This is a genomic window from Psychrobacter sp. TAE2020 (assembly GCF_018919485.1).
Taxonomy (GTDB): domain Bacteria; phylum Pseudomonadota; class Gammaproteobacteria; order Pseudomonadales; family Moraxellaceae; genus Psychrobacter.
This window is the reverse complement of the sequence record NZ_JAHLMU010000001.1, coordinates 1662060-1677403: the sequence shown is the minus strand read 5'-3', so window position 1 is coordinate 1677403 and position 15344 is coordinate 1662060. Positions and strand designations below refer to the sequence as shown.

The 15344-nt window shown below is 40.8% G+C and carries 13 protein-coding genes; 8 read left to right on the top strand and 5 right to left on the bottom strand.

Annotation, left to right across the window (positions count from 1 at the left end; genetic code table 11):
• The first annotated feature begins 62 nt into the window (after positions 1 to 62).
• The 3 genes from KPY62_RS06795 to KPY62_RS06785 all read left to right on the top strand — a co-directional run bounded on the left by KPY62_RS06795 (position 63) and on the right by KPY62_RS06785 (position 2568).
• Positions 63 to 731 carry a c-type cytochrome gene (locus KPY62_RS06795; RefSeq protein WP_216581342.1) on the top strand — a complete coding sequence of 223 codons (669 nt, stop codon included), beginning with the start codon at positions 63 to 65 and terminating at the stop codon, positions 729 to 731.
• A 338-nt stretch (positions 732 to 1069) separates the two neighbouring features.
• On the top strand, positions 1070 to 2209 hold the full coding sequence (locus KPY62_RS06790; protein ID WP_216581341.1) for a hypothetical protein: 1140 nt from the start codon (positions 1070 to 1072) through the stop codon (positions 2207 to 2209).
• Entirely contained in the window at positions 2197 to 2568 is a 372-nt protein-coding gene (locus KPY62_RS06785) for an RnfH family protein (protein ID WP_324033889.1), read from the top strand. The genes KPY62_RS06790 and KPY62_RS06785 overlap by 13 nt, the downstream gene beginning before the upstream one ends.
• A gap of 166 nt (positions 2569 to 2734) precedes the next feature.
• Here KPY62_RS06785 and KPY62_RS06780 read toward each other — a convergent pair whose 3' ends face one another.
• Positions 2735 to 3154, bottom strand: coding sequence for an outer membrane protein assembly factor BamE (locus tag KPY62_RS06780; protein WP_216581340.1), 420 nt, complete (start codon positions 3152 to 3154; stop codon positions 2735 to 2737).
• A 348-nt stretch (positions 3155 to 3502) separates the two neighbouring features.
• Here KPY62_RS06780 and fur point away from each other — a divergent pair, with 348 nt between their 5' ends.
• Positions 3503 to 3934, top strand: a complete 432-nt coding sequence (fur, locus tag KPY62_RS06775; protein ID WP_216581339.1) for a ferric iron uptake transcriptional regulator — start codon at positions 3503 to 3505, stop codon at positions 3932 to 3934.
• 269 nt (positions 3935 to 4203) lie between these two features.
• Here fur and KPY62_RS06770 read toward each other — a convergent pair whose 3' ends face one another.
• On the bottom strand, positions 4204 to 5325 hold the full coding sequence (locus KPY62_RS06770) for a PilT/PilU family type 4a pilus ATPase (protein ID WP_216581338.1): 1122 nt from the start codon (positions 5323 to 5325) through the stop codon (positions 4204 to 4206).
• A gap of 127 nt (positions 5326 to 5452) precedes the next feature.
• Complete coding sequence (locus tag KPY62_RS06765; RefSeq protein WP_216583197.1) at positions 5453 to 6490, bottom strand: type IV pilus twitching motility protein PilT; 1038 nt, start codon at positions 6488 to 6490, stop codon at positions 5453 to 5455.
• A 251-nt stretch (positions 6491 to 6741) separates the two neighbouring features.
• Between KPY62_RS06765 and KPY62_RS06760 the strand changes: the two genes are divergently transcribed.
• Positions 6742 to 7533 (top strand): YggS family pyridoxal phosphate-dependent enzyme, encoded by a 792-nt coding sequence (locus KPY62_RS06760; protein WP_216581337.1) that lies wholly within the window; start codon positions 6742 to 6744, stop codon positions 7531 to 7533.
• Positions 7534 to 7698: 165 nt separating this feature from the next.
• On the opposite strand, the gene KPY62_RS06755 is transcribed toward KPY62_RS06760, so the two are convergent.
• Together KPY62_RS06755 and KPY62_RS06750 are read right to left on the bottom strand one after the other, a co-directional pair.
• The gene (locus KPY62_RS06755; RefSeq protein ID WP_216581336.1) at positions 7699 to 8973 is read right to left on the bottom strand and encodes a hemolysin family protein; all 1275 of its coding nucleotides are present in this window, start codon (positions 8971 to 8973) and stop codon (positions 7699 to 7701) included.
• A gap of 238 nt (positions 8974 to 9211) precedes the next feature.
• Positions 9212 to 10903 carry an NAD+ synthase gene (locus tag KPY62_RS06750; protein WP_216581335.1) on the bottom strand — a complete coding sequence of 564 codons (1692 nt, stop codon included), beginning with the start codon at positions 10901 to 10903 and terminating at the stop codon, positions 9212 to 9214.
• An 801-nt stretch (positions 10904 to 11704) separates the two neighbouring features.
• Between KPY62_RS06750 and KPY62_RS06745 the strand changes: the two genes are divergently transcribed.
• The 3 genes from KPY62_RS06745 to epmA all read left to right on the top strand — a co-directional run bounded on the left by KPY62_RS06745 (position 11705) and on the right by epmA (position 15236).
• Positions 11705 to 12862: an AI-2E family transporter gene (locus KPY62_RS06745; RefSeq protein ID WP_216581334.1), complete on the top strand. Its 1158-nt coding sequence runs from the start codon at positions 11705 to 11707 to the stop codon at positions 12860 to 12862.
• A 119-nt stretch (positions 12863 to 12981) separates the two neighbouring features.
• Positions 12982 to 14103 (top strand): 4-phosphoerythronate dehydrogenase, encoded by a 1122-nt coding sequence (locus KPY62_RS06740; RefSeq protein WP_216581333.1) that lies wholly within the window; start codon positions 12982 to 12984, stop codon positions 14101 to 14103.
• 65 nt (positions 14104 to 14168) lie between these two features.
• Positions 14169 to 15236: an EF-P lysine aminoacylase EpmA gene (gene epmA, locus KPY62_RS06735; RefSeq protein WP_216581332.1), complete on the top strand. Its 1068-nt coding sequence runs from the start codon at positions 14169 to 14171 to the stop codon at positions 15234 to 15236.
• Positions 15237 to 15344 lie beyond the last annotated feature (108 nt).

The following is a 15344-nucleotide window of genomic DNA, read 5'->3' as shown; positions in this document are numbered from 1 at the left end:
AGAGTCTTGTTAATGCAATTATGCTAACTGATACTTACGCCAAGTTAGTAGGATTCATATAGATGAAAAAGTTAATCGCTGCCGCCAGCTTATGTATTGCAAGTTTCAGCGTACAAGCTGCTATTACTGTTCCTGAATATGACGCTAATGCAGGTAAAAAAATCGTAGAAGCACAATGTGCCGCTTGTCATGGTGTTGACGGAGTAAGTGCAGTCCCTGCTCAGCCTAACTTAGGCGGCCAAAATGTAAAGTATCTTTATAAGCAACTAGTGAACTTCAAAGCAGGCTACCGTAAAAACGGTATCATGCAAGCGCAAGTTGCTAACTTGTCTCAGCAAGATCTAGCTAACGTTGCTGGCTACTATACTGAAAAAGCTCCTTGGGGAGTAGGTTTTGGTAACCCAGCTACTGTGCAAGAAGCGACTAAGATATTTTTAGGTGGTGATAAGTCACGTGGGGTCATTGGTTGTGCTGGTTGTCATGGTCCAGATGCTGCTGGTAATATTTGGGCTGCTTTCCCACGTTTAGGGGGTCAACATTCTCAATATATCGCGACTCAGCTTAAGCTATTCCGCGCTGCTGGTCGTGAAGATGATGTCACTAGTGATGATCAAAAGCGCTACAATGATGCTGCTAAAGAAGGCGATAAGGGTATGATGCAGGTAGTAGCTTCGAAGTTGTCGGATCGCGATATTCGCATCCTTGCAGACTACGTCAGTGCTATCCATTAATTCAATATCTAATACTTAAAAATACTAGTCCTATACCGTAGTTAAATGAGTTTTTTAAATCCTATAGAATATAGATTATCCTTTAGCTACTAAACCCCGATTCCGGGGTTTTTTTATAGCTAGCTCTCCATTATGTATAACCACTTAAAGACACAGCTCTACAAATAATGGCTTATAGATGCTGCCTTATATAAATCATAAGGGTTTACAATAAGCCGGTGCTCCTATATAGCTGTATTTATATATAAGAATAACTGTATTTCTATATCAGGACGTATTTGTACATATTGCACAACCCCTAACGCTACTTATTACTTTAGAACGTTTGGATTGAAATTATGATGATCCGTTATGCCTCTTATTTTATAGCTGCACTACTGCCACTATTATTGTTTCGCTGGTTTGCCCCAGCCTCAATTGGTGAAATCGATTTTTGGTTACTATGGTTATTAGCCATGGTGCTAGTATCTCTACCAGTCATTTATGCTGAAGTTGCTTTAGCTTATCGCAGTGCTGAGTCGCCATTAGCAGGCATGCAAAAGCTGACACGTGAAGCTGATGCCAGTTCGCTATGGCGAAGTTTTGCTTGGCTTGCAGCTTTAGTGTCGATAGTTATTGCGGCACTAGTAGTCTCTGATGCTAGTAACAGGATATTAGCAGCACTGACTGAGCTTAATAGTTTGCCTAATATACCAAGCTTTGCCGTTGGTGCCGGTTTGCTAGTCATCGCTGTATTGCTAAGCTTGCTTGGAGCAGCTCCTTTACCAATTGGTCTAGGGTTGATGATCATAGGGTTAGCGCTAGGCGTTGCCAATGGCTTGCCTACTATTAGCTTCGCTATGACTGATATTAGCTTGAGTGAATGGGCACGAGCTGTAGCATTGGCATTAGTGAGTGTAGGTGCTGGTACTGGTCTATACTGGTTCGGACAGCACTTAGTCAGTAAACAAACCCTATTAACCTCAGGTGCTAACCATAGTGACGCTGCCACTAAAAAAAATCAGTCTACTGCGGTATACCGCGCTACTAAACTAGTATTACCGATTTGGATATTACAGTTGATAGTTGGGGTGATTGCGTTATTTATTAGTGGTCTAAATCTGCCACCAATCGCGCAACTGGTATATGGGCTAGGAGTGCTGTTTGTAGTCAGTTATTTGCTACATTATGCTGTGCAACAACTATCTTATAAGTTTGGGCTGGTAGTTAGCTTACTATTGACCGTAGCACTAGGGGTAGTATTAGTAATAGCCGTACCAACCACTTGGCTAGTTGGATTGTTAGTTATTATTAGCAGCGTAGCGGTATTGTTGCTTTCAGTATTCGTTGGTTGGCAGATGAAAATCAGTCATCTGCGTAAGTCGTTAAACTTCGGTAATGAAGGCTTTTATAATTTGTGGCGCATAGCCATTCGTATTTTTGTGCCCTTAGCACTGACTTTAGCATTAGTAGGTTGGGTACTACAGTGGATGAGCTAGTAAATAATGATGTGGCTGTACAGATGCCCTTACAAACGCTAGCATCTAAGCCAATAACGGTACACTTAGCTTATGCAGAGACGGCACAAATACAGCATTATCTGAGCTTAGAGGTGGCTAATGGTACAACGATATATGAGGCGTTGGCACAAGCAGGTTGGTTAACACAGTTTGCTGCTTTGGCAGTATGGTGTGAGCAAGTAGCAGCGGCTATAACTCCCGCTGCCAAATTATGGCATGTGGGAATTTATGCACAAAAGCAGCCACTCAGCTATCAATTGCAGGCGCTTGATCGAATTGAAGTCTATAGGAGCTTAAGTACTGACCCGATGTCTCAACGCAAGAATAAGTCTAAATAGTGGCAAACTATACGGTTACAGTCTGTCAGCAGACAAAACCTAACGCATAAAAAAGCGCTATTTAAAAAGTAAACAGCGCTTTATGCTAACTAGTGCTTAAGGTTGAGCTATTAAAACTGATTTATCACCCTTGGCTTATCTTGAATGATTTACTACTTCTCATTTATCAAGGTTGCGGCAAGGTTTCAATACCTTCAATACGGCTAACTATGCCATTGGCATCGAAGTAAACTCGCAAATGCTGGCTAGCATTTTTGACATCAGCAATGCCCTTACGACTTCCTTCAGTACCTGCTTGAAAGTCATAAATATAATCCCAACGATTAGGCTCTAAAGTGTCTCTAATGGCAGGGCTGCCTAAGATATAGAGCACTTGGTTTTGGCTCATACCTACCTTCAAGGCTTGGGCTTGGGTCTGACTAAGAGGTGTTCCTTGCGGCAGATCAATCTTATAAACGCTAAATAGTGAGCAGCCTGATAGCGTAACTGTAGCGCCAATGCTAATAGCGATCATAAGTTTGCGTAGCATACGAGTATTGGCAATAGAACGAAGAGATAATGAATTTATCATGGTAAGATGACTCATAAGAAATGGGTTAGGTACGGCCAACAGTTGTCAATACAACCATTACCGACAATCTTGGACAAATGATACGTGATTTACTTGCAATTGCCTATCACTTACGACATTATTTAATAAGCATTATAGAATAACTATAACTACTAGTACCTCATAATCTTAACAGAATTAAAGCTTTATAAGCTTAAGCTTATCTACTTACAATAGTATTTTGAGATAGTTTAAAGCTGTTAAAGCCTAGTTCTTACTCTTTAATGGTTGTTGGCTTTGGCCAGTAGCTTGCCTTCAGCCGCACTTGTTTATCATTGCAAAACGTTTTTATTTACTAAGACTTTAATAGTCAAGAGGGATACTATGGCTTTCACCAATCAAGATTTACGTAAAGCGGGGCTTAAAGTTACCTTACCTCGCATTAAGATTTTAGAATTATTAGCAAACGCAGAGCATCACCATATGAGTGCTGAAGAAGTTTATAAAGCACTGATTGGGCAAGGTGAAGATGTGGGTTTAGCCACGGTTTATCGAGTATTAACTCAGTTCGAGCAAGCCGGTATCGTTGAGCGTCATAACTTTGAAAATAATCTTTCTGTGTTCGAGATCACTCAAGACGAGCATCATGACCATTTGGTTTGTGATGTATGTGGCAAGATTATTGAGTTCCACAACGAAATTATCGAAGAAGAACAACTGAAAGTGGCAAACGAGCATGGTTTTAAGCTCTCAGGACATTCACTAGTACTTTATGGTATCTGCAATAATCAAGAATGTAAGGATAGCGCCAAGTAAGTCGCACGATTCAGCTAGCTTTAGTGCTATTTGCTGTAGTGCTTTATTCCTGATATCTTAGGCTTAGTATTAAGCATAAAAAAAGTCTTTATAAATAAAGGCTTTTTTTATTGCAGATAGGTTGAGGATAGCTAATTCAAGGTTGGTTATCGGTTGCTGCTTTTCATTATTGGCCCTTATAAATATACTATCTAAACACTGACAAGTTAACAGCGGCGATTTCTTCAACCCCAGTTTATCCATAGCTAATGATGGCTCAACGCTAATAGCTAATTAGCATCTAAAGAGAGTTTTTTAATATTTTTATCTTTATAGTTATCACTATGTCTACTATTGAGCTTGACCTGTAAACGCAGATCATTTGGTGAGTCAGCATACTTAATAGCATCTTGGTAAGTGATCTCGGAGTTTTCGTACAAGTCGAACAGGGCCTGATCGAAAGTTTGCATGCCACTATTACGTGAACGAGCCATAACCTGTTTTATTTCGTGAATTTCACCCTTACGAATATAATCACTTATCAGCTGCGAGTTTAGTAAGATTTCAATAGCGGCTTGGCGTCCTTGGCCATCCGAGGTAGGGATGAGTTGCTGAGCGACAATCGCTTGTAAGTTAAGCGATAGATCCATAAGTAGCTGACTGTGACGATCCGCTTCAAAAAAGTGAATAATTCGATCTATGGCTTGGTTGGCATTGTTAGCATGTAAAGTCGCAAAAACTAAGTGACCAGTTTCAGCGTACTGAATCGCATAGTTCATAACTTCACGGTTACGGATTTCTCCGATTAAAATAACATCTGGTGCTTGACGTAGAGTGTTTTTCAGACCTGTCTCAAAAGTTAAAGTATCGATACCTACTTCGCGCTGGGTGATAATACAGCCTTGATGCTGATGGATAAATTCTATAGGGTCTTCAATAGTAATAATGTGGCCATGCGAGTTACGATTACGATGTCCTATCATAGCAGCTAGGCTAGTAGACTTTCCTGTTCCTGTGGCACCCACTAACAATATAATACCGCGGTTCTTCATGGCCAGTTGTTGCAATAATGGGGGTAACCCCAGCTCATCAGTAGTAGGGATTTTGTTTTCTATTTTTCGCAAAATCATGCCTGGCATGTTACGTTGCCTAAAAGCACTAACCCGAAAGCGTGCTTTTTCTAATTCATCTGTGATAGCAAACTGACATTCATTAGTCTCAGCAAACTCTTTACGCTGACATTCTGTCATTACACCTCTGACTAAGGTTTCGACTTGCTTCTCTGTTAATGCTACTTTACCTACAGGACGGATGACACCGTTCATCTTCATCGATGGAGCGACATTGACGGTAATAAATAAGTCAGAGCCATTATTTTTAATCATCAGTTGTAATAGTTTATCGAAGTCCATAATGATAGCCTCATATAGATAGAAATTAAAAAGGCTCAAAGTAGTCAAGTCGATGCCAAAAAGCTATAAAGTTATTGAGCACTAAGAATTAAGAATTGAGCACTAAGAATTAAGCTATAAAATCAAATTACAAGAATGCATCAGGTTGTTTGGCATAAGGACGAGCAACTTCTTTACTAATCGTGCCTTTACTGATTAAATTTTGTAATGATTGGTCGAGGGTGATCATGCCTTCGCTAGCACTAGTTTGAATAGAGGAATACATCTGCGCCACTTTGTTTTCGCGTATTAAATTACGGATAGCTGGAGTACCGAGCATGATTTCGTGCGCAGCGACACGACCACCTGTTTTGCGTGGCAATAGAGTTTGCGAGATAACGGCTTGCAAAGATTCAGATAACATAGCCCGAATCATAGATTTTTCTGAAGCGGGAAACACATCAATGACTCGGTCAATAGTTTTGGCAGCTGAGCTAGTGTGTAAGGTGGCAAACACTAAATGTCCAGTCTCAGCAGCAGTCAAGGCCAAACGTATAGTCTCAAGGTCACGTAGCTCACCGACCAAAATCACATCCGGATCTTCACGTAAAGCTGAGCGTAGTGCTGGTCCAAAGCCCAAAGTATCACGGTGCACTTCACGCTGGTTAATTAGACTTTTTTTGGACTCATGGACAAATTCAATCGGGTCTTCGATAATTAGAATATGCTCTTTACGGGTCTCATTAATGTAATCAACCATAGCGGCTAATGTCGTTGATTTACCAGAGCCAGTAGGACCAGTGACTAACACTACTCCACGCTTAAAGTCAGATACCCGTTTAAAGACATCGCCCATATCTAAATCATCCATAGACAAAACTTTGGAGGGGATAGTACGAAAAACAGCGCCGGCACCCCGGTTTTGGTTAAAAGCATTTACTCGAAAACGGGCTAAATTAGGTATTTCAAAAGAAAAGTCGGTCTCAAAAAACTCTTCAAAGTCTGCTCGCTGCTTATCATTCATGATAGCGTAGATCAGCTGATGAACTAACTGATGGCTCATTGCTGGCATATTAATACGAGTCATTTCGCCATCCACTCGAATAATTGCTGGCATTCCTGCTGAAATATGTAAATCTGATGCTTGGTGCTTGACCGCAAAACGTAGCAAATCCTCAATGCTCAACGTGCTTTTTTCAGACATAATTAGCGATTCCTAATGGTGAATAAAATACAACACTGCACCCTCTAAGCTTATATTTACAAAGAGCAAGGATGTTTTTATGTTAATCTGCTATAGCTATAATTGAACATGTATTCACATAGTAAGTAAGTTAATGTAACAATATAATAACAATACTAGTCATACTTAACCATCTATTAGCGCATACCAAGGCATAAATAGATTTATACAGAAACTTTCGATACGAGTACTTTATGAATAGTTCTTTGATTAATCCTAAAAACGACAACGATGCAAATACAGAAAGTAATAATGATCAAGCTAATAATAGCGATAGTGACTACAGTAAATTGATTAACAACTGGCAACAAATAAGTGCTCAAGTTATGCAAGCTTGTGAGCAGGCCTCCCAACAACCGGAATCCAAATCAGCGAGTAAAGTGACCTTATTAGCAGTGTCTAAGACTAAGCCTGCTGAAATGATTACCACTTTAGCTAAGCAAGGTCAGCTTGAGTTTGGAGAGAACTACCTACAAGAAGCTATCCATAAGATTAGCAGCTTGCGGGCAGACCCTGAAATGACAGCTATTGTTTGGCATTATATTGGTAGTATTCAGCGCAACAAAACTCGTGATATAGCGGAGAACTTTGATTGGGTGCAGACTGTTGAACGTGACATTATCGCCAAGCGCCTGAATGATCAGCGCCCAGATGGTATGGCACCATTGAATGTCCTTATTCAGCTCAATATTGATAATGAAGACAGTAAATCAGGCTGTTTGCCTGCAGAGCTTGCTGATTTGATAGCTACTATCAAAAGCTATGAGCGCTTACAACTGCGTGGACTTATGATTATTCCTGCCAAAGCAGATACTGATGCTTTTGCCCGTACTCAGCAGTTATTCAACGACATACAAAAGCAGTATCCAGAGCTTACTGCTTGGGACACGCTAAGTATGGGTATGAGTGATGATATGACTGAGGCGATTGCTAATGGCTCGACTATGGTACGAGTTGGTACCGCAATATTTGGTGCGCGCGATTAGTCAGACGCTTTGTTTGAATGATTGTTGCTTGCAATAGCTGTTACTTGAAAGAATTGTCTGTTGCCATAAGCTATTATTAAAACCGTTCTCTCTGCTCTTTGTGCAAACAGTATTTTATTGAAAGTTGGCCTTATATTAATAGGTTTAATACAAACGCTGTTTGGTTTAAACAACATCCTCGGACTTAGTTACCAGCAGTTGATTGATTTTGAGTTTTTCAGTAGCAAGAATCTCAAAATGATAATTGGCATAGTCAATACTGTCGGTCTTTTTGGGAATTTTGCGTAGCATATACATCATAAAGCCACTGATCGTTTCATAGTTTTGACTATGCGGTAGACTGACGATACCAAGCGCCCTAATAACATCTTCAATCGGGGTCATACCGTCGATCAGCCACGAGTTATCAGTGCGCTGAACGATGGGCTGCTCCTCTAAAGTAACTAGCTCGCCCATTACAATACTCATCACATCTTTTAGGGTGATAACGCCTACTACTAAAGCGTATTCATTAACGATGACCGCAAAATCTGCACCCGTTGATTTAAACGTTTCTAACACTTCAAATAGCGATAGCGTATTGGGAACGAACAGCGCAGGTTTTAGCAGCGCTTGATCGGTCAGGCACACTAGCTGTTGTTCAAGTACCGATGCCAAAAAGCTACGGGACTCAACATAACCAATGATATGTTCTAAGTCGTCGTCGATGCAAACTAAGAACTTATTGTGCGGCTGTCTAATCATTACCGCGACTATATGCTCAGTACTAGCCTTGCTATCAAAGTAAACTACATGCTCACGAGGATTCATCACTGAAGTCACTGTTCGCTCTTGCATCTCAAAAATATTTTCAATTAAATGGTGTTCTTGATGCTTAATGACTCCTGCTTCTGCACCAGCATCCATTACCGCATAGATATCCTCTGAAGTCATATCGTCTTGACGAATTGTGGAAATACCTAGCGCTTTAAACAGTACGTTTGCTGCGCCATCGAATACCCAAATTATAGGCTTAAAAATAAAGATCAAAAATATCATTGGTCGTACTAATTTGACAGAAACATTTTCAGAGTCTGACATAGCCAGCCGTCTTGGCATTAAGTCAGCGAGCAGTGAAAACACACTAGTGATAATGATAAACGACAGTACAGAGGCTACAGTTTCATTTTTAAATAACAGCGATAAATAAGGACTGATAGCTGATTCGCCAATCGCTCCAGCGGAGATAGCTACTGCATTGAGCACGACTTGGACTACGGTAATGAAGCTGCCGGAATGTTGTTGCATATTGAGGACATCAAGGGCACGTACTTCCCCTTCTTTGGCCATCACTTGTAACTTAATCTTGCGGCTGGCGGCAATGGCAATTTCAGCACCAGATACAAAGGCGCTTAGGGCCAGTAATAAAAACAGAAACACACTAGCGGTTAGCAAGCTCATGAAATACTCGGATAAATATAGATGGGATTATTGAAGCGATAATTAAGGAGACGATTAAGTCGGCTATTGGGATAAAGATAAAAAGTAACGACACAAAGTAAAGACAGTGACTAAATTTTATTAACAGGTAATAAAAAAGCTGGGCAAGTACCCAGCTAATAATTTCATCATTGATTTTTCTATAAGTCTGATTGTCGGCTAGCTAGGGTTTAAGCTAGCTAGCCTCTATCTTTTATAGTTAGCCTTTTAGTGACCATTTATTTACTAAGGGATAGCGACGCTCGCGCCCAAAAGCCTTGTGGCTGATCTTAGTACCTATGGGTGCTTGTAGGCGCTTAAACTCGCTATGGTCGACCATCTTGATGGTTTTAGCGACTAAGTCTTCGTCAAAACCTCTAGATACGATATCTTGATAGCCCATATCTTCATCGATATATAAGGTGAGGATACCGTCCAATATGGCATAATCGGGCAGACTGTCTTGGTCGGTTTGATCAGCTCGTAGCTCAGCTGAAGGTGGGCGAGTGATGACTCGTTCAGGAATAACCGGGGTGTCTTCTAAACGATTACGATAGCTGGCCAAGTCATAAACTTGGGTTTTATAAACGTCTTTTAATACGTCAAAACCACCCGCCATGTCACCATATAAAGTAGAGTAGCCTACTGCTAATTCAGATTTGTTACCAGTAGTAATAACCAAATGACCAAATTTGTTCGATAGCGCCATCAAGATCACTCCACGGGCGCGAGCTTGGATGTTCTCTTCTGTAGTGTCCGCTGGTGACTTGTTAAATAATGGAGCAAGGGTATGACGAATGCCTTCTACTGCATCAAAAATAGGACATACAGTATAAGAAACATTCAAGCGGCGTGCTTGTGCTTGGGCATCCTCTAAACTAATTTTTGAGGTGTACTCATAAGGCATCATCACGGCATAGACTTTGTCTGCGCCTAAGGCGTCGACAGCGATACATAAAGTCAGCGCTGAATCAATACCACCGGACAGACCAATAATCACCCCAGTAAAGCCGGAGTTATTAACATAATCACGTAAGCCCACTACTAAGGCTTGATACATCTCAGACTCACGGCTCAATGATAGGGGCGCTTTAGCTTGAGTGTTAAAGGTACCAGTATTGACATCTAAAGTGGCTAGCAACAGCTGATTCATAAAGCGTGTAGCTTCGTGAGCAATATTACCGTTGGCTTGTACTGCCATTGAGCCACCGTCGAATACTAAGTCATCTTGACCACCAACTGCATTAACATAAATAATCGGTAGCTTATTGTCACTACTGCGCTTGCTTAGCATGGCTTTGCGAGTATCTTGCTTTTCTCTTTGGAAAGGAGAAGCATTGAGACTAATAATGAGCTCTGCACCTTGCTCCTTTAGTTCTGCAATTAGGTTCTTTTCCCATAAATCTTCACAAATAAGAAGACCTATAGTTATACCTTTATAGTCAAATAAAACTTGGTTACGACCTTTATCAAAATAACGACGCTCGTCAAACACCCCGTAATTAGGTAAGAATTGCTTATGATAAAAGCCCTTTTGATGGCCGTTATGCAAAATAGCCGCTGAGTTAAAAGTACCGTGATGATCCACATGAGGGTATCCAACAATCATGACGATATCTTCAATGTCACTCAAGTTAGACAAAGCGCTTTTGATACGGCCTGAAAGACTAGGGCGTAGTAATAAATCCTGTGGAGGGTAACCTAAAAGCGCTAATTCAGGGAAGATAATAACATCAGCACCTTGTTCACGTGCTTCTATTGCAAGCGCACGCATTTTTTCAGCATTGGCGGTAATGTCACCGACTAAGAAATGCGATTGAGCTAAGGCAAAAGTAATAGAGTTGGTCTGTGCAGATGGTTGTTCAGCAGTATTAGTAACAGAGGGATGAGCGTGGCTATTGTCTTTTGACATTGTTATTGTTCCTATCAATATAGTATTTAAAATTTAGTGGATTATTATTTATTTGGATCGTCTAGTTAAAATGCTTAGTTAGAATGTGCTCACCAAACTATAATATATGGCTTAGTTTTTTAAAATAATTCAGTTATAGGGCTTAATGATTTAACTTGTTTGTACAATTTATCGCTTATGATGTTTGCTAGCTAAAGTATTATTTGGCCAGTAAGCTAGCCAAATAATACGTAAAAAGTATAAAAAAAGTAAATGCTTAGCTACTATTCTTAAATTTAGCCTCAAGACAGGTCCGTGAATCTAGTGCTGAGACTGAGCTATATAGTTGTACTAGCTAGCAAAAATATTGCCAAATAGGCAGCTAAAAAAAATCTCAATGGATTTCGTATGCACAAAATAATACCCTTAGTATAACATCAATTACTAATGCTAAGAGAACGCTACGGTGTTTTTGCACCCTAAACAAAACTATATTATTATCGACTTAAGTGAGTTTTGCTTACTATTACCTTTAGTTTTATTTCAATACTAAGGCGTGTTGAACATTCGACTGCAACAGTGTCTATTAGTCCTTGTTCAACGCCGCCTTAACAGACTACCTAAAACAAAATTGTAAGTAAAAATTACAACACAGTATTATTTATTCGTCTTATCCTATTGCATAATGGCTGCTGGTTGTTAAGATGTTTGCTAGGCGCATAGATATACAGTTTATAAACTTTTACTCATAGGCTCATGCCTACATATTCATATAATTCGCAGTAACATCCTATAAGGCTGTTACTGGTTGGTTCATACGCTATGATTGAAAACTGGACAAAAGAGGTCGTTATTCAGCGATTACTAGCCATTACGTTACTAGTGATACTGTTTATACTTTGCTTTCAAGTGGTGCAGTTCTTTATTGTGCCAGCACTTTGGGCTGCGATTTTGGCCTACGTTACTTTTCCTATTTATAAGTTTTTCCATGAAAAAGTAAAGTTCAGTTCAAATGTTAGTGCGGCCATTATGACCATTAGTATCTCGCTAATGATAGGGGTACCCTTAGTTATAGCGATATTTATACTGCAACAAGAAGCGCTTAGCCTCTATACTAATCTCATCTATCGTATCAAAGTCGGCTATCTTGATATGCCCGATTCTCTTAAAAACCTACCGGTTATTGGTCAACAAATTCAAGATATCTTATGGAGAGTAAATAAGAATCCTGAGGGTACTCTCGAAGCTTTTCGTGCTTGGATTCAGTCGCACTTATACTACGGCAAAGTGGCTCTCGATGTATTGTTCAGCAGTCTTGCCAAATTGGGTATGGCTTTGATGACGCTTTATTTCTTTTATCGTGATGGCATCAGTCTAATACGGCAGATTCGTCAAGCCTTGCGTAATATCATCGGCAACCGTATTGATGGCTATATTGATTCTGTAGGCACCACCACGCGCGCTGTAGTCTATGGTATTGGTCTAACGGCATTAGCGCAGGCATTACTGGCTGGCGTCGGTTATTACTTTTCTGGTGCGCCTAGTCCTATCTTGCTTACCCTCATCACTTTCGGAGTGGCGCTAATACCTTTTGGTACCCCGTTTGCGTGGGGCGCAGTATCGATCTGGCTGTTGAGTCAAGGTTATACTACTGAAGGTATTGGTCTCGCTTTATGGGGTGTTTTAGTGATCAGCTGGGTCGATAATCTTATTCGTCCTATCGTCATTAGTGGCGCTACCAAGATTCCTTTTATCATTATTTTTATCGGCGTATTAGGCGGTCTTACAGCTTTTGGTTTCGTTGGTTTGTTCATAGGCCCTGTAGTACTAGCTATTGGCCTTGCCATTTGGCGTGAGTGGATATCACAGCATAAAAACGAGATTTTTGCCCCTAAGCAAGTGTTATTAACTGATAATCAAATGTTATTAAACTTCGAGAAGCAGAATAAAGACGATAGTGAAAATCCTGCAAACAGTTAATAGCTGGTAATGGTAAATGAATATTCCTATATACCAATAACCCTATAACCCTATAATCCTATAATCCTATAATCCTATAATCCTATAATCCTATAATCCATTAAGCTGATGGCACTACTATGTTAACTAATAAACCGATTGTCCTGACTATCCTTGCCGATAGTAATATCGCTAGCCTTGATGACTTTTTTAATTCGCAAACCTTAGCTCAAGATGCAGCGCAGAATATAAAAATTATAAAAGTAGTAGGCCGTGATATAGATGCGCAATTGCTAAGCGAGCTACAACCGGATGTATTGCTGATACGTTCAGTGACGCTAGTGGACAAGCAATTACTAGCTAATAATACTAGTGTCAAATTTGTTGGATCAGCCACCATTGGTACTGATCATGTCGATCAAGCTTATCTGGCTGAGCGTCATATCACTTTCGCTAATGCTGCTGGCTGTAGCAAACATTCCGTTGCCCAATATGTGCTGACAGCGATACTGACTTTGCAGCCCCAATACTGGCAGCAGCCGATGACCTTAGGTATTATTGGACTAGGGAATATTGGCAGTACGCTAGCTCAGTATGCTACTGATCTAGGCTGGCAAGTACTAGGTTACGATCCGTTGTTACCAGCATCAAAATATAATAATGCCAGCTTTGAGCAACTGCTTAGCCAAAGTGCTGCTATTAGTTTGCATGTGCCTTTGACGGTTGCCGCTAATGGCAAAGCTATTAACAATGCTAGCGATTATCCAACTGAGCATCTTATTGATTCAGCAGCGTTGCAGCTTATGTCGCCTGATGCGCTACTGATCAATAGTGCGCGCGGGCCAGTGATTGCTGAAGCAGCGCTAAAGGCCAATATTGAAAGTACTGGACGCCAAGTGGTGCTAGATGTGTTCGAGCATGAGCCGCAAGTCGACAAGAGCTTACTGGACCAATTAGCTTTTGCCACGCCACACATTGCAGGATATAGCGTAGAAGGTAAGCTGCGCGGCACCCAGATGATCTATGACGCCCTATGCGAACAGTTGGCAGTCGAACCTGTGCAATCTATGCTGCATCTATTGCCAGCGAACTTGTACTTATGGTCTGAGCTTAAAGCTCATCCTGAGCGTTTGGATAAGTTTTATGATATCGCAGAAGATGACCGAGCATTGCGGGCAAAAATAGTGGATGGGCAAGTCAAAGGTGCTGACTTTGATCAGCTGCGTCGGGACTATCACTTGCGTCGTGAATGGCAGTCCTAATGGTTTCGTCTCTAATATTTAACGTAAAAATCTAGTTGACAACTACCAGTGAGCACTAGTATAAGATGAGCCTAAATAATGAGTCGCTTATAAAAGCTACGGAGGATAAGGCAGTTTATGGGCCTACAATGAGTTTAGCAGTGGCGCACAAAAGAGCAAAAATGCTAGCTGACATCAGGCAGTTTTTTGCGCAGCGTCAAGTGTTAGAAGTGCAGACGCCCTTATTGTCACAAGCAGCAAATACTGACACTTTTTTGCAGTCAGTGGCTTGTAGGGTAACTTATCAGGACAAGCCTAGTGCTTATTATCTACATACTTCACCCGAATTCGCTATGAAACGTTTGCTCGCTAGTTGGCAAGTAGCGATTTATCAAATCTGTCCAGTATTTCGTGATAACGAAATTGGTTCGCGCCATAATATTGAATTTACTATGCTCGAATGGTATCGACTAGGTTATAGCTTGACGGAGCTAGGCGAGGAGTTGGCAAAATTACTAGAAGTGCTTTACGGTTATCCGGTAGTTATGACTCACTATCGCTATATCGATGCGTTTATTGACTTTGTAGCTATTCACCCTCTCACCTCTAGTGTTACCGCATTGAGAGCTATAGCTGAGGATAAAGGTCTAGTCGCTAAAAGTTTTGCGCCGCCGTCCCACTCTGTAGAAAGTGAGGAGAGTATTAGCGCCGTTTTAGAGGATGACGCTGACAATCGTCAACAGTGGCTGGATCTATTGTTTAGTCACTTGGTAGAACCCAATCTAGGTCACGATTTACCTACTTTAATCATCGACTATCCTCCAGCTACTGCTGCACTAGCTAAGACTGATGTTGACAAAGACGGTAATCTTGTAGCCAAGCGCTTTGAGCTGTATATAAATGGTATTGAGATTGCTAATGCTTACGATGAACTGGCCGATGGCGCAGCGCTGCAACAACGCTTTGAGCAGGACAATCTGTTACGTCAACAGCATGATTTAGCACAAATGCCTATTGATCAGCATCTAGTTGCTGCTTGTGATGACTTACCGGCTTGTAGTGGTATAGCCGTTGGTTTAGATAGACTATTGATGGTTATCTCAGGTGCCAAAAATCTAAGAGAAGTGATCCCTTTCCCTAGTGATTTGGCCTAATAGCTAATAGCGATTAACCAGTAATTAACAAGCCATCAGCAATACTCATTAATTATCAATCATCAATAGCTACGCCATTTAAATAAACAAAAGAGCGTACAGGCTTTT